This window comes from Arthrobacter sp. B3I9, assembly GCF_030816935.1.
Lineage (GTDB): Bacteria > Actinomycetota > Actinomycetes > Actinomycetales > Micrococcaceae > Arthrobacter.
This window is the reverse complement of the sequence record NZ_JAUSYO010000001.1, coordinates 415,915-436,835: the sequence shown is the minus strand read 5'-3', so window position 1 is coordinate 436,835 and position 20,921 is coordinate 415,915. Positions and strand designations below refer to the sequence as shown.

Sequence of the window (20,921 nt, the reverse complement as noted above, 5' to 3'; positions counted from 1 at the left end):
ACCGTGATGCCTGCTGCTCCGCAGGATGATCCGATGATTTCGACGAGCTAGCTGGTTGAGCTGGTGGAGATTCGGTGCAGCCATTCAAGGAACAGCTTGAGTTCTGAGCTGGAGAGTTGGTCCGAGTGCGACGCCTGAAGAGCCGCATTCAATGCGATGGCCGCCACAACCACCGAGGATCTGCCGGAATCTTCCGCGCCGCTGCTCCGGGCCTGCTCGGTGGAAACGGCGAAGATCATGGCGTCGCGGGTCATGGCGGACAGTTCGAGGTTCCGCTCTGGCGCCTTTTCCGCGATCAGCATGAGCGTCACGCCCACGTTGGCGGCCAGGATGCTCCTGGCCGCTTCCCGCGGCGGGACATTGAGTTGGCCCGCGACGGCGGCCTTGTTCAGCAGCTCCTCCATCAGCGCCTCGGCATCGGCGACGATGACGGGACGGCTCTCCGGCCGGATGTTGCCGAACATGACCAGATACAGTTCCGGCTGCTTGAGGCCGAACTGCACGTGCTTGTCCCACATCCGCCGGATGTCCTGCAGCGGCTGGCCGGATGGCGCGAAGTCGCGTTCGTCCGCCACGAAGTCCTCAAAACCGGCCGCGACGACGGCGTCGAACAGGCCCTCCTTGTCGCCGAAGTGGTGGTAAAGGGTGGGGGCTGTCACTCCCGCCAGCTTGGTGATCTGGCGGGTGGAGACCGCCGCTCCGGCTGAATTGGCCAGCAGCTCGGCGGCCGCACGGAGCAGCCGCGTTTTGGGCGGGAGCTGGCCATCGAAACTCATAACCGCTACCCTAGCACCTATAGCAACGCTATATGAAGTGCATCACATACAATTTTTTCAGGTGCCGCGATCCCGGTTGACGTAGCAGTCAGCCGCTTGGTACGCAGGAGTCACGGGATCAGCGGCGGCGCCCGAACCGGCCCCCCGGCCACGGCAGAGAATGAGGACCTTCAGTGCAGAACTTCCCAGGCGTAGGCGTCAGCCCCGGCCGCATCATCGGCAGCATCCGCCAGATGCCCAAACCCATCAGCGAACCCCCCGCTGGTGAGCAACTCCCGGCAGGCAGCACCGCGGAGGAAGCCACGGCGGCACTGAAAGCGGCCGCCAAGGCGGTCCACGACGAGCTCAAGGCCCGGTCCGAGACCGTCAGCGGTGACGGAAAAGCGGTTTTGGAGGCCACGGCCCTCATGGCGACGGACACCATGCTCCTGAAGAGTGCCGCCAAGCTGATCGGCCGCGGCGCCTCCAACCAGCGGGCCATCTGGGAAGCCGGCGCGTCCGTCTCGGAGATGCTGCACAACCTGGGCGGCTATATGGCTGAACGCGCCACGGACGTCCTCGATGTCCGCGCCCGGATCGTGGCGGAACTGCGGGGCGTGCCCGCCCCCGGCATCCCTACCTCCCCCACTCCCTTCATCCTGATCGCCGAGGACCTCGCCCCCGCCGACACCGCGACCCTGGACCCCGAGAAGGTCCTGGCCCTGCTTACGGCCGGCGGCGGACCGCAGTCGCACACCGCCATCATCGCCCGCTCCCTGGGCCTGCCCGCCGTCGTGGCCGCCGCGGGCGTCGACGAACTGCCTGACGGCACCGAGGTGTACGTGGACGGTGCCGCCGGGATCATCACCGTGGACCCGGGCGAAGCCGAGCGTGCCGCCGCGGCCCACTGGGCGGCCACCGCCTCGCTGCTGGCCGACTTTGACGGTACGGGCTCGACGGCGGACGGTCACCTGGTGCCGCTGCTGGCCAACGTCGGCGGAGCCAAGGACGCCGTGGCCGCCGCAGCCCTCAACGCGCAGGGCGTGGGACTCTTCCGGACCGAGTTCTGCTTCCTGGAACGCGACACCGAGCCCACCGTGGACGAGCAGGCTGCGGCCTACAAGGGCGTCTTCGATGCCTTCCCCGGGAAGAAGGTGGTCCTCCGGACCCTGGACGCCGGCGCGGACAAGCCGCTGCCCTTCCTGACCGACGCCACGGAACCGAACCCGGCTCTCGGCGTCCGCGGCTACCGGACCGACTTCACCACGCCGGGCGTGCTGGAACGCCAGCTGCAGGCAATCGCCCGGGCGGAGCAGGAATCCGAGGCGGACGTGTGGGTCATGGCGCCGATGATCTCCACGGCCGAGGAAGCGGCCCGGTTCGCCGGTATGTGCGGCGAGGCCGGAATCAAGACACCCGGCGTCATGGTGGAGGTCCCCTCGGCAGCCCTGACCGCCGAGGCCATCCTCCGCGAGGTCGGTTTCGCCAGCCTGGGCACCAACGACCTCACGCAGTACGCCATGGCGGCGGACCGGCAGCTCGGGCCGCTGGCAGGACTGAACACCCCGTGGCAGCCCGCCGTGCTCCGGCTGGTCGGCCTGACCGTCGAAGGCTCCACCGCGGAGGGCCACAACAAACCGGTGGGCGTCTGCGGCGAGGCAGCGGCGGACCCTGCCCTCGCCGTCGTCCTCACCGGGCTGGGTGTCACCACGCTGTCCATGACGGCGCGGTCGATCGCTGCCGTAGCTGCGGTCCTCAAGACCGTCACCCTCGCCGAGGCGCAGGAGCTTGCCAAGCTGGCCCTCTCGGCGCCGAGCGCAGCGGAGGCCCGCGCCTGGGTACGGGCGAAGCTTCCGGTGCTTGAGGAGCTGGGGCTCTAACGGGGATCCGCGGCCAGGTGCGCCGTGTGAGCCCCGCCCGGGGCGCTAGGATGCAGTCCATGGCACTCATAGCTCCCCGGGTGACGGCCGGCCTTCCGGCTGAGGACGCGCAGAAACTCAAGTACGCCCTGAACGGCAGCCACGACATCACCGTGTTCGTCGACGGCACCGTGCACCGGCTGCCGCCTAAGGCGCGGGACGCCGTCGTCGATCTGCTCAGCCGGTTCAGCCGGGGCGAGGCGGTCACGGTCAGCAGCGTCGAGGAAATGCTCACCACCTCGAAGGCCGCGGAGCTCGCCGGCATCTCGCACACCTATCTGCGAAACATGACCGACCGCGGCGAGATCCCGGTGGAATACCGTGGCACGCACCGCCGCATCCGGCTCGCGGACATCATGGCGTGGCTCGAAAGGCAGAAGAAGAACAGTCCCGGCGAGGGCGTGACGGGCGCAGGCCACGGCGGCCCCGGTCATGACGCCGCCGGGGAAGCTTCGTGAAGCGGTGATAAGGATCAAGCAACGATCCCGGTCCGGCGCGGGAACGCGGAGAAGGCCGGGGTTACGCTTGAATCGTGGGTAAATTCAGAGGGTGGCACATCGTGGCCGGCATAGCCGCCATGGTGCTCACGGGCATCCTCGGAACCGCGATGGGCCTGAACAATACGGGCACTTTCATGTCCAGCTGCGTCGCCTTCGTGGCGGTCGCCATGTGGGCGGACAGCCAGATCTCACGCCGCAGGCGGGAGGCGGCTCGGGAAACGGCGCCGACGGCAGCGGGAGAGACAGCGCGGAAACCTGGCAGTGAGGAAGCGGGCGGGACCGCCCGGCGGTCCGGTGCGGACCTTTCCCTGGACGCGGACCGCCCCAAACCTGACGGGCACGGCTAGGTCCTGCCCCGCTAGATCCTGGGCCGGTCGGCCCAGCGACGGGCCTTGATCGCCGCGTGGAGCTCCAGCCGCACCATCCCCTTGAGCGGGTCAACGCCCAGGAGCTGCCGGATCCTGCCCAACCGGTTGTAGATGCTGCTCCGGTGCAGATGCAGCTTGTCCGCCACCTGCTGGACCGAGCCGTCGTTGTCATAGAACAACTCAAGGACTGGCAGGAGTTCAGCGTTCCGGTCCTGGTCCTCCAGAAGACGGAAATAGACCGACCCCGCGTCGGCCCAGGCCCCGGCACCGCCGCCGGCCGAGGCGAGCAGCTGGTAGAGCCCGGTGGAGCGGCAATCAACAAGTTCGCCCAGCCGGGCGTCCACGGCCGCCGCCTGCGCCGCCTGCCGGGACTGCCGGTACGCCTCGGCCAGTTCCCGCGGCCTGGCAAAGCCCTCGGAAATGCCGAGGATGATCCGGCGGACGGGACGGCCGGAGCGTTTGGCCAGCTCCAGCTGGTAGTGGACCAGGACCTGGGCGTGGTTCGCCCGGCCCGTGGATTCCTTGAAGAGCACCACAGCGTGGGTTTCGGTGCCGGCGCTGAACAGGGCCGCGTCCACGCCGATGGTGGCCTGCAACGCGGCAGAGCGGTGGATCAACGTAGAGGCGATGGGGTCCGACCCCTCGGCCCAGCCGTCCGCGTCGAGCACCGTCACCAGCTGCCAGGGCCCGCGGCCCTGCACTTCCTTCCACCCGCCCACGGCCGCGACGGCGTTGGACTCGCCCCGGCAGGCGGCAAGGAACTCCTGTTCGCGGCGGCGGCGGAACTCCGATTCGGCGGTATTGGAATCGAGCAGCAAGGCGGACAGCTGCTCGACGTCGGCGGCCACTTCGGGCAGGCGGGCCAGCACTGAGGTGGCACTGGGGTCTTCAGCATCGAGCTGTACCCACAGGTATCCAACCCGGAAGCCCCGCACCAGCAGGGGCACGCAGACCCGGCCGAGCATCCCCAGCTCCTCGTTTGCCGGTACGACGACGGGGCGCACCGCCGTCGCGATCCCGTGCGAGAGCTGCCACGCGCCGACGTCCACCGGCACGCGCTTGCTGAGCAGGAAGTTCACGCGGACCCGGTCCGCGTGCGACTGGTTGGAGCTGTAGGCCAGTAGGAGCCCGTCCAGGTCTTCGAGTGAGAGGCCCCGGCCCAGCTTCAGCGCCACCTGCTCCACGAGCTGCTCCACGTCCTGCTGCTGCATCCTGCCACCCTACTTTGCCCGACGGACAGTAGGCGACACCTGACGCCCCCGACTTCGACAGATGTCTAACCAGCGTTTCCGAAAACCGCGGAAATCCGCGGGCCAGCGCCTTCCGTGGCCGTCCGTTGCTGTCACCTGCCTCACAGCGGGATTTAGTCTGGAAGTACGAATTTCCGCACATCCCGGCCCGCGCGGCCACAGCACTGGAGCCAACACATGATCATCGGTGTCCCCAAAGAGATCAAGAACAACGAATTCCGCGTCGCCATCACGGCGGCCGGCGTCCACGAGTTCCGCACCCAAGGCCACGCCGTCCTGGTGGAGCGCGGCGCGGGCCTGGGCTCGGGCATCACGGACGAGGAATACGCCATCGCGGGCGCCGAAATGGTCGCCGACGCCGATGACGTCTGGGCCCGCGCCGACATGGTCATGAAGGTCAAGGAGCCGGTCAAGGCCGAGTACCACCGCTTCCGCAAGGGCCTGATCCTCTTCACCTACCTGCACCTGGCCGCCGAGCCGGAACTCACGCAGGAGCTCATCAACACCGGCGTGACCGCCATCGCCTACGAGACCGTCCAGGAGGGCCGCACGCTGCCGCTGCTCGCCCCGATGTCCGAGGTTGCCGGCCGCCTGTCCGTCCAGGTCGGTGCGACCTCCCTGATGGCACCCGCCGGCGGCAAGGGCGTGCTCCTCGGCGGCGTACCCGGTGTCCGGCCGGCGAAGGTCGTTGTCCTGGGCGCCGGGGTTGCCGGAACCAACGCCGCCGCGATGGCACTGGGCCTCGGCGCCGACGTGACCATCCTGGACATCAACATCAACCGCCTGCGCGAACTGGATGCCCAGTACCAGGGCCGCCTGAAGACCGTCGCTTCCAACTCCTACGAGATCGAGAAGTCCGTGGTCGACGCCGACCTCGTCATCGGCTCCGTGCTGATCCCCGGCGCCAAGGCCCCGAAGCTCGTCACCAACGAGCTCGTCTCCCGGATGAAGCCCGGCTCCGTGCTGGTGGACATCGCCGTGGACCAGGGCGGCTGCTTCGAGGACACGCACCCCACCACGCACCAGGAACCGACGTACAAGGTCCACAACACGATCTTCTACTGCGTTGCCAACATGCCCGGGGCCGTGCCGAACACGTCCACGTACGCGCTCACCAACGTCACCCTGCGCTACGCCGTCGCGCTGGCCAACCTGGGCGTCAAGGCCGCGTTCGAGCGCGACGCCGCCCTGGCCGCCGGCCTGAACATCGCAGGCGGCAAGGTCGCGCACCGCTCCGTGTCGGAGGCGCACAACCTGCCGCTCGTGGCCGACTGGCACGAGCTCGTCTCCGCGTAACCAACACCTCATCGGCTGCTCCCCACCGGCCCCCTCGCCTCGCAAGCTCGGCCAGGGAACCCTGCCGGCGTGGGCCCAACCGCCCTTTTGGACCTCCAGAACGGCAGTTACGGAGCAGTCGATTGTTGTTTAAGCGCGCGGGCCTGTTCGATCAGCTTCAGCACTGCAACCGGGCCGGCGGGATCGACCGGGAGCGGCAGCGCCGAGTCCGCGCCGCCGTCGTTGATCTTCTCGGCCAGGATCCGGTAGAACTCGGGATAGGCACCGCGCTCGGTGGGCAGCCGGTCCAGGTGCCCGTCCCGGCCCAGCATTCCGGCCCAGTCGCGGTCCTCCACCCCATAGTCGGGGTCGAGCGGACTGCCGCCGGCAACGATGAAGGGCTCCTGCGGGTCTATGCCGTGCTTGGTATATGCGCCCTCGCTGCCCAGCAGCCGGAAGCGCGGGCCCTGCTGGGCGCAGAGCATGTTCATCCACAGGTGGCTGGTGACCCCGGAATCGTGCCGCAGGGCAAGGAACACGTCGTCATCGGCCTTCTCCCCAGGGCGCCGCACCTCGAGTTCGGCGTGGACCACCGTGGCGGGCCCGAAGAGTTCCAGGGCCTGGTCCAGCAGGTGGGTGCCGAGGTCGAACAGCACGCCGCCGCCGTCGTCCGCCGTGGCGGAGGCCTTCCACGCCTTGGTGACCGCGGGCGACCAGCGCTCGAAGCGTGACTCGAACCGCGACACGGAGCCGAGGCTGCCGCCACCCACGAGGGAGTGGACGGTGAGGAAGTCTCCGTCCCAGCGCCGGTTCTGGAAAACGGTCAGGACCCTGCCCAGCCGCGCTGCCAGGGCAATCAGCTCCTCGCCCTCCGCGCTGCGCACCGTGAAAGGTTTGTCGACGACGACGTCGAGCCCGGCTTCCAGCGCGGCCTTCGCGAGCGGGTAGTGGGTGGCCGGCGGCGTGCCGAGCACCAGCAGGTCCAGTTCCCCCGCGAGGTCGATGATGTCGGACGGGCTGTCCACAATCCTGGCTCCGGGATAGGTCGCGGACGCTGCTGCCTTCCGGCCGGCGTCGGACGTGGAGATGACGTCAACGAAAAAGGCCGGGTTGGCCGCGATGAGCGGCGCGTGGAAAACGCTGCCGGAGAGACCGAAGCCGGCGATAGCGACGCGGATGGGCCGGGACGAACCTGTTGTCATGGGTCTTACGCTACCCCGGACCACGCTACCCCGGACCACCAGATGCTCCCTCAGATCCGGCACCAAAACAGGCGACGCTCCCCCACAAGGTGAGGGAGCGTCGCCCGGAGAGCTGCTACAGGTGAGGGAGCGTCGGAAGGGGAGGTTACTTCTTGACCCAGCCGAGGGTGGTCCAGTCCGGAACCTGGGACAGGCTCTGGAACAGGGAGGGGCCGAAGTTGGCCAGACCGGTGCGGGCAAAGGAGATCTGCGGGCCGTTCATCACCACGCCCATGGAGAAGTACTTCGCCATGTGCTTCTTCTCAACCTCCATGGCCGCCTTGTTCCGCTCGGCGTTGTCCTCGATCGAGGCAAGCCGGGCGATTTCTGCGTCCAGTTCGGCGTCGCCCAGCTGGTTTTCGTTGGTCTTGGAATCGTAGAACTGCTTCACCGCATCCGTCGCGTCCGAGCCGACCGTATAGCCGGAGATGCTCAGGTCGAAGTCGCGGCTGCCCAGGACCTTGCCGAAGTCGGCAGAGGCGCGCTGATCGATCCCCACGTCCATGCCGCCGGCCTTGAGCTGGTTCTGCAGCGTCTGGGCAAAGGCCAGCGTGGTGGGGTCGTCACCGAAGTTGCTGATCTTGAACGCGGCCGGAACGCCGCCCTTCTCCATGACACCTGCGGCGTTGGGCGTGTAGCCGGCGTCGGTCAGCACCTTCTTGGCGGCGTCGGGACCGGTCTCGGTCACGGGGTAGTTGTCCTGGTAGTACTCCGAGAACGGCAGCAGCATCATCGATCCGGAGCTGGGCTCCTCCCAGTTCAGGCCGTTGAAGCGGACCTTGCGCAGGGCCTCCCGGTCCACTGCCGTGAAGATGGCCTTGCGGATCGCGACGTCGTTCATCGGCGCCTTCTGCGCATTGATGTTCAGGCCGCCGGCAAAGAGGCGCTGGCCGCGGCGGACTTCCGAATCCTTGGTTCCGTCGAGCTGCTTGTACGGTGTGATGGTGTTGGCGGAAACGCCGTCGATCTCGCCGTTCTTGAACGCGGCGATCGCGGCGCTGCTCTCCAGCTGGCGGAACACAACTTTGTCCAAAACGGGCTTGGTGCCCCACCACTTGTCGTTCTTGACCAGGGTCACGGTCTTGGCGGCGCTGTCATACTGGTCCACCTTGAAAGGACCGGCCATCCACTCCGGGTGCATCTCGCCCGTGAAGCCGGTGTTGAAGATCTCGGGAGTGTTCACGGCCGGGTTGATGAGACCGAAGAACAGCGATTCCAGCGGGTAGACCGGCTTGGTGGTCTTGACTATGACTTCCTTGTCGCTGCTGCCGGCCTCGACGGACTCAACGAACTCGTAGGCTCCGGAGCTCACGATGTCGTAGTCCTTGTTGTCACCCTTGAGGATGTTCCAGGTGTTCTGGAAGGTCTTCACGTCGATCGGGGTGCCGTCATTGTAGGTGGCTTTGTCGTTGATCTTGATGGTGATGGTCTGCTTGCCGTCCGTGATCTTGCTGTCCACCGACTCGCAGAAGTCTTTGTTCGGGGTGGCCTTGCCCACGAAGTCGTACTTCCAGCAGCCGCCGGTGCCGCCGCCGCTCACGCCAACCGGATTGATCGGAACCATCATCGCGGTGTTGTCCGCGCTGTTGCCGTTGTTGGAGAACCCGTTGAAGTCCGGCCCGATGTTGCCCAGCGGCAGAGTGACGGTGCCGCCCGGCTGGAGGTCCTTGACGTCCTTGGCATTGATGCTGACGAGCTTGGTCAGATCGCTGCCGGCGTTCTGGCCTTTGCCGGCCTCGGGCCCTTTGGCTCCGCCGCCACCACCGCCGCAAGCGGTCAGCGCGAGCGCCGCCGCGACGGCGGCAACTCCGCCGATCTTGGTCAGATTCTTCATGGTGTTCCCTTCATTTTTCTGCGAGGTGTGATGTGTCTGTGGACCGGTGAGTCAGGCGGATTCATGGACGACAAGCATGTCTTCGTCCAGCTCGCCGTCGGGATAGAAGCAGGCGAATTGCTGGTCCGGGGATCCGGGCCCGGGTTCCGGGGAGCCGGGTGCCGCCGGCACGCCCGCCGTCCCGTCCCCCTTCGGGGCAGCCGGTTCCAGTGGCGGCTCGACCGTCAGGCACTTTTCCTGCTTCGCCGGCGGCAGCGCGGCGAAGACGGGGCACCGGGAGGCGAAGTTGCAGCCCTTGGGCGCGTCGAGCGGCGACGGCAGGTCCCCCTGCAGGATGATGCGCTGCCGGGTGCGCTCCAGGTGCGGATCCGGGACAGGGATTGCGGAGAGCAGTGCGCGCGTGTAGGGGTGGCGCGGGTTGTCGAAGACCCTGTCCACGTCCCCGATCTCCACGATCTTGCCCAGATACATCACCGCGACGCGGTTGGAGATGTGCCGCACCACGGACAGGTCGTGCGCCACCATCAGGTAGCTCAGCCCGAGCTCGGCGCGGAGCTGGTCCAGGAGGTTGATGACGCCGGCCTGCACGGACACATCAAGGGCGGACACCGGCTCGTCCAGCACCACCAGCCGGGGGTTTACGGCCAGGGCCCGGGCAATGCCGATGCGCTGGCGCTGCCCGCCGGAGAACTGGTTGGGGAAACGGTTCACGTGGTCCGGCTGCAGCCCCACGAGCGCCATCAGCTCCAGGATCCGGTTCCGGATGTCAGCCTTGGCCATCCCGGCGTTCTCCAGCGGTTCGGCCAGCACCTCGTACACGGTGAACCGCGGGTCGAGGGCTCCGGTGGGGTCCTGGAACACCATCTGGAGCTGCTTGCGCATGGCGCTGCGGGCACGGGCATCGGAGGCTTCCTTGTTGCTGAGCCCGCCGATCCTCACCTCGCCGTCCTGGTCCTTGCGGAATTCCATGATTTCGAGCAGCGTGGTGGTCTTTCCGCAGCCGGATTCGCCGACGATCGAGAAGCACTCCCCCTCGCGGATATCGAAGCTCACGCCGTCCACGGCCTTCACCGTGCCGATCCGCCGTTTGATCAGGGCGCCCTTCATCAGCGGGAAATGCTTCTTCACGTCCCTCAGCTCGAGGACCGCCTTGCGCTCGGTACGGGGAATCGCGTCAAAGGGTGAGACCGGAACGGCAGGGGCCCGGAAGATTTCGTGGACGTCCGCCTCGCCGCCGAGCAATCCGGACTTGATGCACGCGGCCCTGTGATCCATGCCGCCGCTCCCGCCCATGCTGCCGCGCGTGCCGTCGCCGGTGCCGCCGCCCGTGCCGCCGACGGGCAAAAGCTCCGGCTCGCCTTTCAGGCAGGCGTCGCTGGCAAGCGGGCACCGCGGGGCGAACGAGCACCCGGTAGGGGTGTGGATCAGGTTCGGTGGAATGCCCTCGATCGGCACCAGTGAGGATTTTTCCGCCTTATCCACGCGCGGCACGGCGCCCAGCAGACCCATGGTGTATGGCATCCGCGGGTTGTAGTAGATCTCATCCACAGTGCCGGTCTCCACCGGCTTGCCCGCATACATGACCATGATGTCGTCCGCCATGCCGGCGACCACACCAAGGTCGTGGGTGATCATCACGACGGCGGCGCCGGTTTCCTCCTGCGCGGTGTGCAGCACCTCCAGCACCTGCGCCTGGATGGTGACGTCGAGCGCCGTCGTGGGTTCATCGGCGATGAGCACCCGCGGATTGTTGGCGATCGCGATGGCGATCATGACGCGCTGGCGCATGCCGCCGGAAAACTCGTGCGGGAAGGCCCTCAGCCGGTCCTTCGGGCTGGGAATGCCGACCATGGCAAGCAGCTCGACGGCGCGGGCTTCTTTGGCCTGCTTGCTCATGGCGGGATTGTGCACCGTGAGCGCCTCGACGATCTGCGTTCCGACCGTATAGACCGGGGTCAGGGACGACAGGGGGTCCTGGAAGACCATGGCGATGTCATTGCCGCGGAAGGCGCACATCGCCTTGTCGCTGAGGCCCAGCAGTTCCTTCCCCTTGAGCCGGACCGAGCCGGTTACCTGCGCCGTCGGGGGCAGCAGGCCCATGATGGCCAAGGACGCGACCGATTTACCGGAGCCGGATTCGCCCACGATCCCGAGCGTCTTTCCGGGGAGCAGGTCGAAATCAACGCCGCGGACCGCGTGCACCACGCCGTTCTCCGTGTTGAAGCGGACGTTCAGGTCCCGGACGGACAGGACGGCATCCGCCGGGGCATCACCAGGCGAATGCAGCCCGGCCACATGCAGCCGCTCGGCAGCGTTCGTGCCGGTGGACGCGGTATTCGCGGTGACTTCGAAGCTCATTTGTTCTTCTTCTTCGCACTGCCCCTGTTGGCGCGGCCAACGGAACTGGAGGTGGGGTCGAATGCGTCCCGGAGGCCGTCATTCATCATGGCCAGTGACCCGGTCAGCAGGAACATCACAACCAGGGGCACCCAGAACATCCACGGGAAGGTGGAGACCTGCGAGGTGGCCTGGCCGATCAGGACGCCCAGGCTTACGTCCGGAACCTTGATGCCGATGCCGATGAAGGAGAACGCCACCTCCGCCAGAATGGCGCCGGTTACGCCGCGGGTGATGTCCAGGACCAGCAGCGAGCCGATGTTGGGGACGAGGTGGCGCCAGACGATGCGCCGCGCCGGGATGCCCATGTACTGGGCAGCCCTGATGAAGTCGCGCTGCATGAGGGACATCGAGAGGGAGCGGATCAGGCGGGCCGTGCCCATCCAGCTGAAGACCAGCAGGACGATGATCAGCAGCAGCCAGCTGGGAAGGTTCTGCTGCAGTCCCTTGCCGCCGCCGCTCGTCGCCACGGCGACCACCAGCAGGGCGGGCATCATGATGAGCGCTTCGAGGATGAACAGCATGACCTTGTCGATTTTTCCGCCGAAGTAGGCCATGGTGCAGCCGTAGACGGCCGCGATCAGAACGGAGACGAGCCCGACGACGAGGCCGATCAGGATCGAGATCCGAGTCCCTTCCACCGTCAGGGCATAGAGGTCGATTCCGGCCTGGGAGGTGCCCAGCAGATGCTCTGCCGACGGCGGCATGCCGATATTGAACGGGTCGATGGTCTCCTTGGTCCAGCTGGAGAACGCACCGCCGATGAAGGAGAAGAGCGTCAGGCCAAGGAAGATCCCGAGGCCCGCGACGGCCGTCTTGTTGCGCAGGAAGCGGCGCAGGATGATGGTGGACTTGCCGATCACCACGTCGCTGTTCTCGATTTTCGCTTCGGTGGCGACGGCGGCGGGATCGATGGCGTTCAGGTTCGTCATGGTTACTGCACCCGCACTCTGGGGTCGACAAGCGTGGTGGCGAAGTCCGCGAGGATGGCGCCGATCGCGAAGATCACCGAGCCGTAGGCCAGGGTCGCCGTGGCGGCGTTGACGTCCTGCAATGCAATGGAATCGATGGACCACGAGCCGACGCCGTGCCAGGCGAAGATTTTCTCCGCGAAGAAGCCGCCGGCGAAAATGGCCGGAACGGTGAACGCGATGCTCTGTGCCACCGGAATGAAGGAAACCCGCAGGGCGTGGCGCGTGATGGCCTGGTTGCGGGTCAGTCCCTTCGCCCGGGCCGTGCGGACAAAGTCGGCGTTGACATTGTCCAGCAGGTACTGGCGCTGGGCGATCTGGTAAGTCCCCCAGCCCACGATCGTGATCGCGAACGTGGGCACAGCATAGTGGGCGAGCATGTCGACGAACTGGACCCAACCGTCTCCGGCCAGGCCCGGGGTGGAGATGCCGGTGACAAAGAATATCCGCTCGCCCACGGTCTCGTTGATGTTGATGGCGCCCAATTGGACCAAGAAGTACGCGATCGGCGCCGGCACGATGTACACGAGGTAGCTGTAGGAGGTGATGACGCGGTCCGAGGCCTTGTACTGCCTCGCCGCTGTGTACACCCCGAGGGCGACGCCGATAATGAGCGTCAGGATGATGGAGGCCAGGAAAAGCCGGGTTGAGATCCAGACCCGGTCACCGAACTCGGCATTGATGAAGGCGCCATTGGGGCTCCGTCCCCAGTCCCAACGGGTGACAATCCCGGTCAGCCAGTCCACGTACCGCTCCCACGGGCTCAGGGTCGGATCAAGGCCCTTAAGCCGGAAGGAATTGACCACCTGCTCGGGCGTCGGGCGGGGGATGCGCTCCCTGTTCCAGCAGTGCCGGCTGCAGGGTGCTGACCGCCAGGAAGTACCCTGCCGATGTGGTCAGGAAAATCATGAAAACGTAGATGACGGCACGTTTTGCCAAGTACCGGAGCATTGTGCCGCTAGTTCCGAGTCGCCGTTGTCTGTGCAGGACCGGACGATGCAAGGCGGCGGGCGACGGCCGGCCTGAGCGCCGGAGTCGTAGCGAGGTTCACAACGTTGATCCTTCCGTAGTCCCCTTCCAGCAGCGGGTTTCTGCTGCTGATCCGGATCAAGGCCATGGTGTTTGGCCTGTCTGCACACCTTTCGGCACGTCCTGGTGGGACTATGCTGCGGGTCACATTCCAGAGCAAACTACCACATGCAAAGCGCCGCCTCGGGCCCATTTGGGGCAGAACCGCAGGTCCACCACCAGATTGTTATGGAGAATGCGCCCTGCTCGGTCAGCTGGCCATGCCGGGAAATTTGAGCTATTCTACGCCGCCCGGACCACGCGCGAAACAAGCTCGCTCCAGGACAGGGCAAGGCGCTCCGCGGCGATCCCGTGTACCCGCACGGCGTACAGCAGGCGTTCGGGTTCAAGGGTGGCGCCCAGCGAGCCGGCCATGAGCCACGGATCGGCCGTGACCCCGGCTTGGCGCAGCAGCATATCGACGTGCCGGTGGCAAAGGACGGCGGCCGGAACGTCAAAGCGGTTGTAGGCCGAGACCCCGGCGGCCCGCGCCAGGTCCCCGTACTCCAGCACCCAGGAGATCCGTTCGACGCCGAAGGCCACCAGCCGCTCCAGCGGCGGGGCCCCGGGGCCCAGGGGCGGCGGCCCGAACATGAACTGCCCTTGAAAGTCCGCCTCAGCGTCGCTCAGCAGAGCGACCATGAGACCTGCACGGCTTCCGAAGCGCCGGAACACGGTGCCCTTACCGACCCCGGCACGCTCGGCGAGCACAGCCATGGTGAGCGCGTCAACGCCGTGTTCGTCAATCAGTTCCCGTGCCGCCTGCAGCAGCAGCCCGCGGTTCCGGGCGGCATCCCTTCGTTCGGATGCCGCGACAGGGAGCCCGCCGTGCTGGGCACCACGCATTGGGATTAAGCTCACAGCGCCCAGTGTAGCCCCGGGGAATAATAAGCGGACCCCAGTCCGTTTATAACCTTGAAGGCCGAACAGCCTCCATGACCAGTCAGCCGCAGGAAGACTGCGGCGCGAATCCCAGGAGTTCACATGTCCAAGAACACCGTCCTCACCCTGGTCGGCAGCCTCCGCGCCGATTCCACGAACCAGAAGCTTGCCGAGGCCATCCAGCTGAACGCCCCGGAGCAGGTGGAGGTTGTCATCCACGAAGGCCTCGGCAACATCCCCTTCTACAACGAGGACATTGACGTCGAGGGCCAGGTCCCGGCCGCTGCAGCCGCACTGCGTGCTGCCGCGAACGACGCCGACACCCTGCTGCTCGTCACCCCGGAGTACAACGGCACCATGCCCGCCACACTGAAGAACGCGATCGACTGGCTGTCCCGCCCGTTCGGCGCCGGTGCCCTCAGCGGCAAGCCGACCGCCGTCGTCGGCACCGCCTTCGGACAGTTCGGCGGCGTGTGGGCACAGGACGAGGCCCGCAAGGCCGCCGGCATTGCCGGCGCCCACGTCCTGGAGGACGTAAAGCTCGCCGTTCCGGGCTCCATGGTGCGCTTCGCCGAGGTCCATCCGAAGGAGGACGCCGAAATCGTGGAGCAGATCAAGGGCGTCTTCGAGGCGCTGGAAGTCTCGAGCACGGCTTCCGCAGCCTAACCCGGCCCCAAAGCACCCAAGCGCCCCCGCGCAGCTACAGGCTGCCGGGGGCGTTTGCGCATCCACTCAACTGTCCCCGGCGTCCTGCTCCGCCGACCATTTGCGCAGTGAACAAACGTTTACTTACCAGCAACAGCGGTTGTATTCTGGGCAGCGTGACCAACGAAACACTTGATGCCGCCGCAGCAGTACTTCCGGCCGAGGCTATTGACGCAATCGAACGAGCGGCGACGTCCGCCCACCGCCACGAGGAGCTTTTCTCGGAGCGCGCAGCAAACATCAAGCAGTCCGCAGTCCGGGATGTCTTTGACCTCTCCCTGCGGCCCGGACTCGTGTCCCTGGCGGGCGGAAGTCCGTACCTGCAGTCCCTCCCGCTGGAACGGCTGGGGCAGACCGCCGCCAAGATCATCGCCGAGGAGGGAATGACCGCCCTGCAGTACGGCGGAGGGCAGGGCACCCCGGAACTCCGGGCCCAGATCTGCGAGGTCATGGAGGCCGAGGGGATCCTGGACGCCAGGCCGGAAAACGTCGTCATCACGGCCGGTTCCCAGTCCGCCCAGGACGTCGCGACCAAGGTGTTCTGCAACCCGGGGGATGTGGTTCTGGTCGAGGATCCCACCTACGTCGGCGCCCTGAACACTTTCGAGGCGTACCAGGTGGAGGTCGCCACCGTCCCGATGGACGAGGACGGCATCATCCCGGATCTGCTCGAGGCGAAGATCGCCGCGCTGCAGACGGCGGGCAAGAACATCAAGTTCCTCTATACGATTCCCAACTTCAACAACCCCTCGGGAATCACCCTGGCGCAACACCGCCGGCAAGAGGTTGTTGATCTCTGCCGCAAAGCCAACATCCTGGTCCTGGAGGACAACCCGTACGGCCTGCTCCGCTTCGACGGCAAGCCGTTGGCGCCGCTGCGGGCCGCCAACCCCGACGACGTGATTTACATGGGATCCTTCTCCAAGATCTTCGCCCCGGGCCTCCGGATCGGCTGGGCCCTGGTCCCGGCCCATCTGCAGCGCCGCTACTACCTGGCCTCCGAGGCCGTGACTCTCTGCCCTCCGACGCTGAACCAGATGCTCGTCTCCGCCTACCTGCGCGACTACGACTGGCGGGGCCAGATCGACATTTACCGCGGGCTCTACAAGGAACGAAGGGATGCGATGCTCGCGGCCCTCGAGGAGTTCATGCCGGAGGGCCTGGGCTGGACTCACCCGGAGGGCGGCTTCTTCGTCTGGGTCACGCTGCCCGAGGGTGTTGACACTTACCCGTTGCTGCAGAAGGCGATCGACGCCGGCGTGGTCTTCATTCCCGGAGCGGCCTTTTCCCACTCCGACGAACCGTCCAACAAGATCCGCCTGGCGTTCAGTGCGGTACCGCCGGAAGCCATCCGTGAGGGCGTGCGCCGGCTGGCACCAATCCTGCAGGAAGCGGTCGGGGCGTTGTAGCCTGAAGCATCACTGGTCCAAGACCGAAGACGATCGTTGACCCAAGGAGTAGTTTTATGAGCGGAATTATTGTTGTCGGCGTGGATGGCAGCGAAACGGCCCTCCGGGCTGCGCGCACCGCGAAGGACCTTGCTGCGACACTCGGCGCGACCCTCCACGTGGTCAGCGCCTTTGACAGCGACAGGACCGAGGTCTTCGGCAGCGGCAGTGACCAGTGGATCATCTCCGACGCCGGAGCGGCGGAGCAGGTGGCCAGGAATGTCGCGGATGCCCTCCGCACACCGGACCTCAAGATCACCCACACGGCGGCCCGCGGCAAGCCTGCCGAAGCCCTGATCAACGAGGCCGAGCGTTCCGGTGCCCGCATGATCGTGGTCGGCAACCGGCGGATGCGCGGCCTCGGAAGGGTGCTGGGGAGCGTTGCGAACAGCGTGGCGCACAACGCCCCCTGCGACGTCTACATCGCGAAGACCGACGTCGAGGACTAGGGGACCGGGCCTCAGGCCTTCCCGCTGCCGGCCGGTTCGGCCGTCTTCAGCATCCGTCGCAGGATCTTGCCCGAGGAGGACTTCGGCACGGCGGCGATGAACTCGACGCGGCGGACCTTCTTGAACGGCGCCACCCTGGCTGCCACAAAGTCGATCACGGCGCCCTCGTCGAGTCCCTCGCCGGCCTCTCCGGGCTGTCGGACCACAAACGCCATGGGCACCTCCTGGCCGTCGGCGTCGAGGGTTCCGATCACGGCGGCGTCGGCGATGCCGGGGTGCGTGAGCAGCAGCGCCTCCAGTTCCGCAGGTGCTATCTGGTAACCCTTGTACTTGATGAGCTCCTTGAGCCGGTCCACAATGGTGACGACGCCGTCGGCCCGCACCGTCGCGATGTCCCCGGTCCGCAGGAAGCCGTCGGAGTCGAGCGTGGCCGCCGTTTCGTCGGGCCGGTTCAGGTAGCCGAGCATGACGTTCGGCCCGCGGCAGAGCAGGTGTCCCGGCTCGCTGGTGCCCGCGGCGGGAAGCTCGATTTCCTCCCCCGTTGCCGGGTCCACGAGCCGGCACTCCATGTTGGGCACGGTGAAGCCCACCGAGCTGACCGGAACGTCCGTGGCGTCCACCGGGATCAGGTGCGAGACAGGGCTCATCTCCGTCATGCCGTAACCCTGCAGCACCCGGCAGCCGAGGCGCCTGGCGAGGCTGGCACCGAGTTCACCGTCGAGCGGCGCGGCGCCGGAGAGGGTGGTGTGCACGGAACTGAGGTCGTAGTCAGCCACGAGCGGATGCTTTGACAGCGCGACGGCGACGGGTGGGGCGATGAAGAGGTAGCTGCACCGGTGCTGCTGGATCATCCGGAGGAACTCCGACAGCTCGAACCTGGGCATGGTGACCAGCCGGGCGCGCTGCCGCAGCGCCAGGTTGAGCAGCACCGTCAGCCCGTAGATGTGGAAGAAAGGCAGCAGGGCCAGGAGCCGGTCGTCCGCGGCCACGTTCAGCAGGCCGCGGGACTGCTCAACGTTCGCGACGAGGTTCCGGTGGCTGAGGCGGACGCCTTTCGGGCGGCCGGTGGTGCCGGAGGAATAGGGCAGCACGGCCACGTGCTCCGCGGGATTAAAAGTGATCGCCGGGGCCGGGGCCGCCGCTGCAAGCAGGTCCTGCAGCGAGGGGTGGCCCTCGGCGCCGTCGAGCACCACCAGCCGTGCGGCCGGGATTCCTGCCCTCAACGCCGCCTCCCGGGCGCAGGGCAGCAGGGCCGACACGGTAAACAGCCACTCGGCGCCGGCGTCGTCCAGCTGCAACGCAATCTCGTCCGCCGTGTAGAGCGAGTTCACGGTGGTCACCGTGGCGCCGGCGCGCAGCAGGCCATGGAAGGCGACGGCGAAGACCGGGATGTTGGGGCAGAGGATGGCCGCCACCGTGCCCACTCCGAGTCCCTGGGCCGCGACGCCACCGGCCAGGGCATCGATCTGCCCGAGAAGGGCCCGGTAGGTGGTTTCCGCGCCGCTGGAACCGTCGACGACGGCGATCCGGTCCAGGTCGTCGTCCTGGAGGCCACCGAAGAGGTACTCGTAGATGCTGACGTTCGGAATGTCCACATCGGGGAACGGGCTCGAGAACACGCAACATCTCCTTTGATCCGCGTCCGCCCGGCGGGCGGCGGCTGGTGCCACTCTAATGCCACCGGCACGGTCGGGACAGCAAGGCACCTTTTTGACCGGCATCACCCCCCGTGGTGCCCAGCCTCACGGGAAAAACGCCGGGTCCGCCGGGCAGCGGCCGGTAAAATTGAGGAAGCCCCCAATGGTGCGGACATCCGAACAGCACCAATCCGGGAGAACCCCTTGCGCACCCTTCAGCGACGCCAGCTCGTCGGCCACGACATCCTCCTGGCCCGGCACGGCAACCACATCTGCACCATGCGCGTCGACCGCAGCGCGGGCCGCGTCGTCGCGCTCCTGGATGACGGTTCCACCGACAGCGCCCCCAACCTGATCGCGCCGGGGCGCTCAATGCCCGATACCTTGCGCAGCGTCCTGCGGGAGGACTGGAAGTTCCTTACCGTGGCCACCGCCTGCACGACAGCGTTCGCGGGCGTTCTGTTCGCTGCCGCCATCGGCCTCGCGGAGCTCGCCGGCGACCCGGCCATGATCCAGATGCTGACCTACGCCGCCAGTTGAGCCCGCGCCCATAAACCCGATCCGAAAATCCCGGTCCCAAACACCAGGTCCCGAAAACCCCGTCGCGGAGCATTGAATTGCTCCGCGGCGGGGTTTTGTGTATCGCGTCAGTCCAGCAGCAGCGCCGGTTCTTCCAGAATGGAAGCGACGTCGGCCATGAAGCGGGCCGAGAGGTCCCCGTCCACTACCCGGTGGTCGAACGAGCCGCCCAGGGTGGTGATCCAGCGCGGGATCACTTCACCGTCCAGGACCCAGGGCTTCTGCTTGATGGTGCCGAAGGCCACGATGGCGACCTCGCCCGGGTTGATGATCGGCGTGCCGGTATCGATGCCCAGGGCTCCGATGTTGGTGATGGTGAGGGTGCCTCCTTGCATCTGGGCCGGCTGGGTCTTGCCGGCCCGTGCTGTGGTGGCGAGCTCGTTCAGGGCCAGAGCCAGCTGCTTGAGCGAGAGGTCCTGGGCGTTCTTGATGTTGGGCACCATGAGGCCGCGGGGCGTCGCGGCCGCGATGCCGAGGTTCAGGAAGTGCTTGACGTGGATTTCAGCCGAATCGCTGCCGTCCGGATTGTCCACCCAGGTGGCGTTGACGCTCGGGTTGCGGGCAGCCGCCCAGATGACGGCTTTGGCGAGAATCAGCAGCGGCGAGACCTTGATGCCTTCGAAGTCGCGGGAGGCCTTGAGCCGCTTCACGAATTCCATGGTGCGGCTCGCGTCGACGTCGACGAAGATGCTCACGTGCGGGGCCGCGAAGGCCGACTCGACCATGGCCTTGGCGGTGGCCTTGCGGACGCCCTTGACCGGGATCCGTTCGATGCGCTGGTCCTGCGGGCGGCCGGTCTTGCCCCAGAAGCTGTCGGCCTGGTCCAGCTCGGCGTCCCGCTGGGCCTGGTAACTCACCAGGTCCTCGCGGGTCACTTCGCCGCGGGCCCCGGTCGGCACGACGTCGGCCAGGTCGATGCCCAGATCGCGCGCTATCTTGCGGACGGGCGGCTTGGCGAGGACCCGGTTGACGAGTCCCGTGATGGCGCCGCCCAGGGTGGGCCGCAGGTCGGCCCCTTCGGCCGGAACGTCGCACTCCGCCGGGGTGGCGGACGCGACCACGGGGCCCTGCATGGCTGCCGGGGGTGCCGGGGGTGTCGGAGGTGCCGGCTTGGCCGCCGGAGCGGCGGCGGACAGCCGGCGGCGGCGCTTCGCGGCGTCGGCCTTCGGCCCGGACCCTACCAGCGGTCCGCCGGCTGGCCGGCCGGCCGGCTCGCCGGCGTCGGTGCTGTCGGCCTCCAACTTTCCGTACAGGGGCTGTTCCAGAACCGGCGCCCCCGCAGGGGCGGCGGCAGGGACAGGGGCAGCCGCCGGGGCAGCTGCGTCGGCGGACGACGCGTCGTTGACGCTGATGATCGGCGTTCCGACGTCGACAGTCACGCCCTCGGGGACCAACAGTTCGGTGACCGTCCCGGCAAACGGGGAGGGAAGCTCCACCAGCGACTTGGCGGTCTCAATCTCGCAGATGACGTCGTTGACAGCCACCGTGTCTCCGGCCCGGACCTTCCAGGAGACGATTTCGGCCTCGGTCAGCCCTTCGCCCACGTCGGGGAGGTTGAACTTGTGAACAGTCATGGTGTCCTTGGTTGGAGATGGCGTCCCGTACATGTGCGGATCAGCACGGGACGCGGATCAGGAATACGT

The 20,921-nt window shown here is 67.0% G+C and carries 17 protein-coding genes and 1 pseudogene; 8 read left to right on the top strand and 10 right to left on the bottom strand.

All coding sequences use genetic code 11. The features are described from left to right. Positions 1–47 precede the first annotated feature (47 nt). Positions 48–776, bottom strand: a complete 729-nt coding sequence (locus QFZ65_RS02185) for a TetR/AcrR family transcriptional regulator (protein ID WP_306907938.1) — start codon at positions 774–776, stop codon at positions 48–50. 173 nt (positions 777–949) lie between these two features. Between QFZ65_RS02185 and ptsP the strand changes: the two genes are divergently transcribed. The 3 genes from ptsP (at position 950) to QFZ65_RS02170 (ending at position 3,521) form a co-directional block, all read left to right on the top strand. Next, a complete protein-coding gene (gene ptsP / locus QFZ65_RS02180; protein WP_306907937.1) occupies positions 950–2,635 on the top strand; it encodes a phosphoenolpyruvate--protein phosphotransferase in 1,686 nt (561 codons plus the stop codon). A 59-nt stretch (positions 2,636–2,694) separates the two neighbouring features. Continuing rightward, positions 2,695–3,132, top strand: a complete 438-nt coding sequence (locus QFZ65_RS02175) for a helix-turn-helix domain-containing protein (RefSeq protein WP_306907935.1) — start codon at positions 2,695–2,697, stop codon at positions 3,130–3,132. 74 nt (positions 3,133–3,206) lie between these two features. Beyond that, entirely contained in the window at positions 3,207–3,521 is a 315-nt protein-coding gene (locus QFZ65_RS02170; protein ID WP_306907934.1) for a hypothetical protein, read from the top strand. A gap of 11 nt (positions 3,522–3,532) precedes the next feature. Here QFZ65_RS02170 and QFZ65_RS02165 read toward each other — a convergent pair whose 3' ends face one another. Then, positions 3,533–4,753, bottom strand: coding sequence for a CdaR family transcriptional regulator (locus QFZ65_RS02165; protein ID WP_306907933.1), 1,221 nt, complete (start codon positions 4,751–4,753; stop codon positions 3,533–3,535). Between the two features lie 216 nt (positions 4,754–4,969). On the opposite strand from QFZ65_RS02165, the gene ald reads away from it, so the two are divergent. After that, positions 4,970–6,088: an alanine dehydrogenase gene (gene ald / locus QFZ65_RS02160; protein WP_306907931.1), complete on the top strand. Its 1,119-nt coding sequence runs from the start codon at positions 4,970–4,972 to the stop codon at positions 6,086–6,088. Positions 6,089–6,195: 107 nt separating this feature from the next. Here the strand turns inward: ald and QFZ65_RS02155 are convergent, their stop codons facing one another. The 6 genes and pseudogenes from QFZ65_RS02155 to QFZ65_RS02130 form a co-directional block, all read right to left on the bottom strand. Next, positions 6,196–7,269, bottom strand: a complete 1,074-nt coding sequence (locus QFZ65_RS02155; RefSeq protein ID WP_306907930.1) for a Gfo/Idh/MocA family oxidoreductase — start codon at positions 7,267–7,269, stop codon at positions 6,196–6,198. Between the two features lie 145 nt (positions 7,270–7,414). Continuing rightward, positions 7,415–9,142 carry an ABC transporter family substrate-binding protein gene (locus tag QFZ65_RS02150; RefSeq protein ID WP_306907928.1) on the bottom strand — a complete coding sequence of 576 codons (1,728 nt, stop codon included), beginning with the start codon at positions 9,140–9,142 and terminating at the stop codon, positions 7,415–7,417. A gap of 51 nt (positions 9,143–9,193) precedes the next feature. Next, positions 9,194–11,500: an ABC transporter ATP-binding protein gene (locus QFZ65_RS02145; RefSeq protein ID WP_306907926.1), complete on the bottom strand. Its 2,307-nt coding sequence runs from the start codon at positions 11,498–11,500 to the stop codon at positions 9,194–9,196. Beyond that, positions 11,497–12,471 (bottom strand): ABC transporter permease, encoded by a 975-nt coding sequence (locus tag QFZ65_RS02140; protein ID WP_306907924.1) that lies wholly within the window; start codon positions 12,469–12,471, stop codon positions 11,497–11,499. Before QFZ65_RS02140 ends, QFZ65_RS02145 begins: the two co-directional genes overlap by 4 nt. A 2-nt stretch (positions 12,472–12,473) precedes the next feature. Continuing rightward, positions 12,474–13,461: pseudogene (locus QFZ65_RS02135) on the bottom strand (ABC transporter permease). A 360-nt stretch (positions 13,462–13,821) separates the two neighbouring features. Further along, positions 13,822–14,439 (bottom strand): TetR/AcrR family transcriptional regulator, encoded by a 618-nt coding sequence (locus QFZ65_RS02130; protein WP_306907920.1) that lies wholly within the window; start codon positions 14,437–14,439, stop codon positions 13,822–13,824. A 123-nt stretch (positions 14,440–14,562) separates the two neighbouring features. Here QFZ65_RS02130 and QFZ65_RS02125 point away from each other — a divergent pair, with 123 nt between their 5' ends. From QFZ65_RS02125 to QFZ65_RS02115, 3 genes are all read left to right on the top strand, one after another. Further along, positions 14,563–15,126, top strand: coding sequence for an NAD(P)H-dependent oxidoreductase (locus QFZ65_RS02125; RefSeq protein WP_306907919.1), 564 nt, complete (start codon positions 14,563–14,565; stop codon positions 15,124–15,126). A 155-nt stretch (positions 15,127–15,281) separates the two neighbouring features. Then, complete coding sequence (locus QFZ65_RS02120) at positions 15,282–16,574, top strand: PLP-dependent aminotransferase family protein (protein ID WP_306907917.1); 1,293 nt, start codon at positions 15,282–15,284, stop codon at positions 16,572–16,574. A gap of 56 nt (positions 16,575–16,630) precedes the next feature. Continuing rightward, a complete protein-coding gene (locus QFZ65_RS02115) occupies positions 16,631–17,062 on the top strand; it encodes a universal stress protein (protein WP_306907915.1) in 432 nt (143 codons plus the stop codon). 11 nt (positions 17,063–17,073) lie between these two features. On the opposite strand, the gene QFZ65_RS02110 is transcribed toward QFZ65_RS02115, so the two are convergent. Then, on the bottom strand, positions 17,074–18,681 hold the full coding sequence (locus QFZ65_RS02110; protein WP_306907913.1) for an AMP-binding protein: 1,608 nt from the start codon (positions 18,679–18,681) through the stop codon (positions 17,074–17,076). A 222-nt stretch (positions 18,682–18,903) separates the two neighbouring features. On the opposite strand from QFZ65_RS02110, the gene QFZ65_RS02105 reads away from it, so the two are divergent. Beyond that, positions 18,904–19,239 carry a hypothetical protein gene (locus QFZ65_RS02105; RefSeq protein WP_306907911.1) on the top strand — a complete coding sequence of 112 codons (336 nt, stop codon included), beginning with the start codon at positions 18,904–18,906 and terminating at the stop codon, positions 19,237–19,239. Positions 19,240–19,346: 107 nt separating this feature from the next. Here QFZ65_RS02105 and QFZ65_RS02100 read toward each other — a convergent pair whose 3' ends face one another. Then, positions 19,347–20,852, bottom strand: a complete 1,506-nt coding sequence (locus tag QFZ65_RS02100; RefSeq protein WP_306907909.1) for a dihydrolipoamide acetyltransferase family protein — start codon at positions 20,850–20,852, stop codon at positions 19,347–19,349. Positions 20,853–20,921 lie beyond the last annotated feature (69 nt).

Coding starts and splice junctions, on each gene's coding strand:
- QFZ65_RS02185 (WP_306907938.1), bottom strand. CDS start 776: ATGAGTTTCGATGGCCAGCTCCCGCCCAAAACGCGGCTGCTCCGTGCG.
- QFZ65_RS02175 (WP_306907935.1), top strand. CDS start 2,695: ATGGCACTCATAGCTCCCCGGGTGACGGCCGGCCTTCCGGCTGAGGAC.
- QFZ65_RS02165 (WP_306907933.1), bottom strand. CDS start 4,753: ATGCAGCAGCAGGACGTGGAGCAGCTCGTGGAGCAGGTGGCGCTGAAG.
- ald (WP_306907931.1), top strand. CDS start 4,970: ATGATCATCGGTGTCCCCAAAGAGATCAAGAACAACGAATTCCGCGTC.
- QFZ65_RS02155 (WP_306907930.1), bottom strand. CDS start 7,269: ATGACAACAGGTTCGTCCCGGCCCATCCGCGTCGCTATCGCCGGCTTC.
- QFZ65_RS02150 (WP_306907928.1), bottom strand. CDS start 9,142: ATGAAGAATCTGACCAAGATCGGCGGAGTTGCCGCCGTCGCGGCGGCG.
- QFZ65_RS02145 (WP_306907926.1), bottom strand. CDS start 11,500: ATGAGCTTCGAAGTCACCGCGAATACCGCGTCCACCGGCACGAACGCT.
- QFZ65_RS02140 (WP_306907924.1), bottom strand. CDS start 12,471: ATGACGAACCTGAACGCCATCGATCCCGCCGCCGTCGCCACCGAAGCG.
- QFZ65_RS02125 (WP_306907919.1), top strand. CDS start 14,563: ATGTCCAAGAACACCGTCCTCACCCTGGTCGGCAGCCTCCGCGCCGAT.
- QFZ65_RS02115 (WP_306907915.1), top strand. CDS start 16,631: ATGAGCGGAATTATTGTTGTCGGCGTGGATGGCAGCGAAACGGCCCTC.
- QFZ65_RS02100 (WP_306907909.1), bottom strand. CDS start 20,852: ATGACTGTTCACAAGTTCAACCTCCCCGACGTGGGCGAAGGGCTGACC.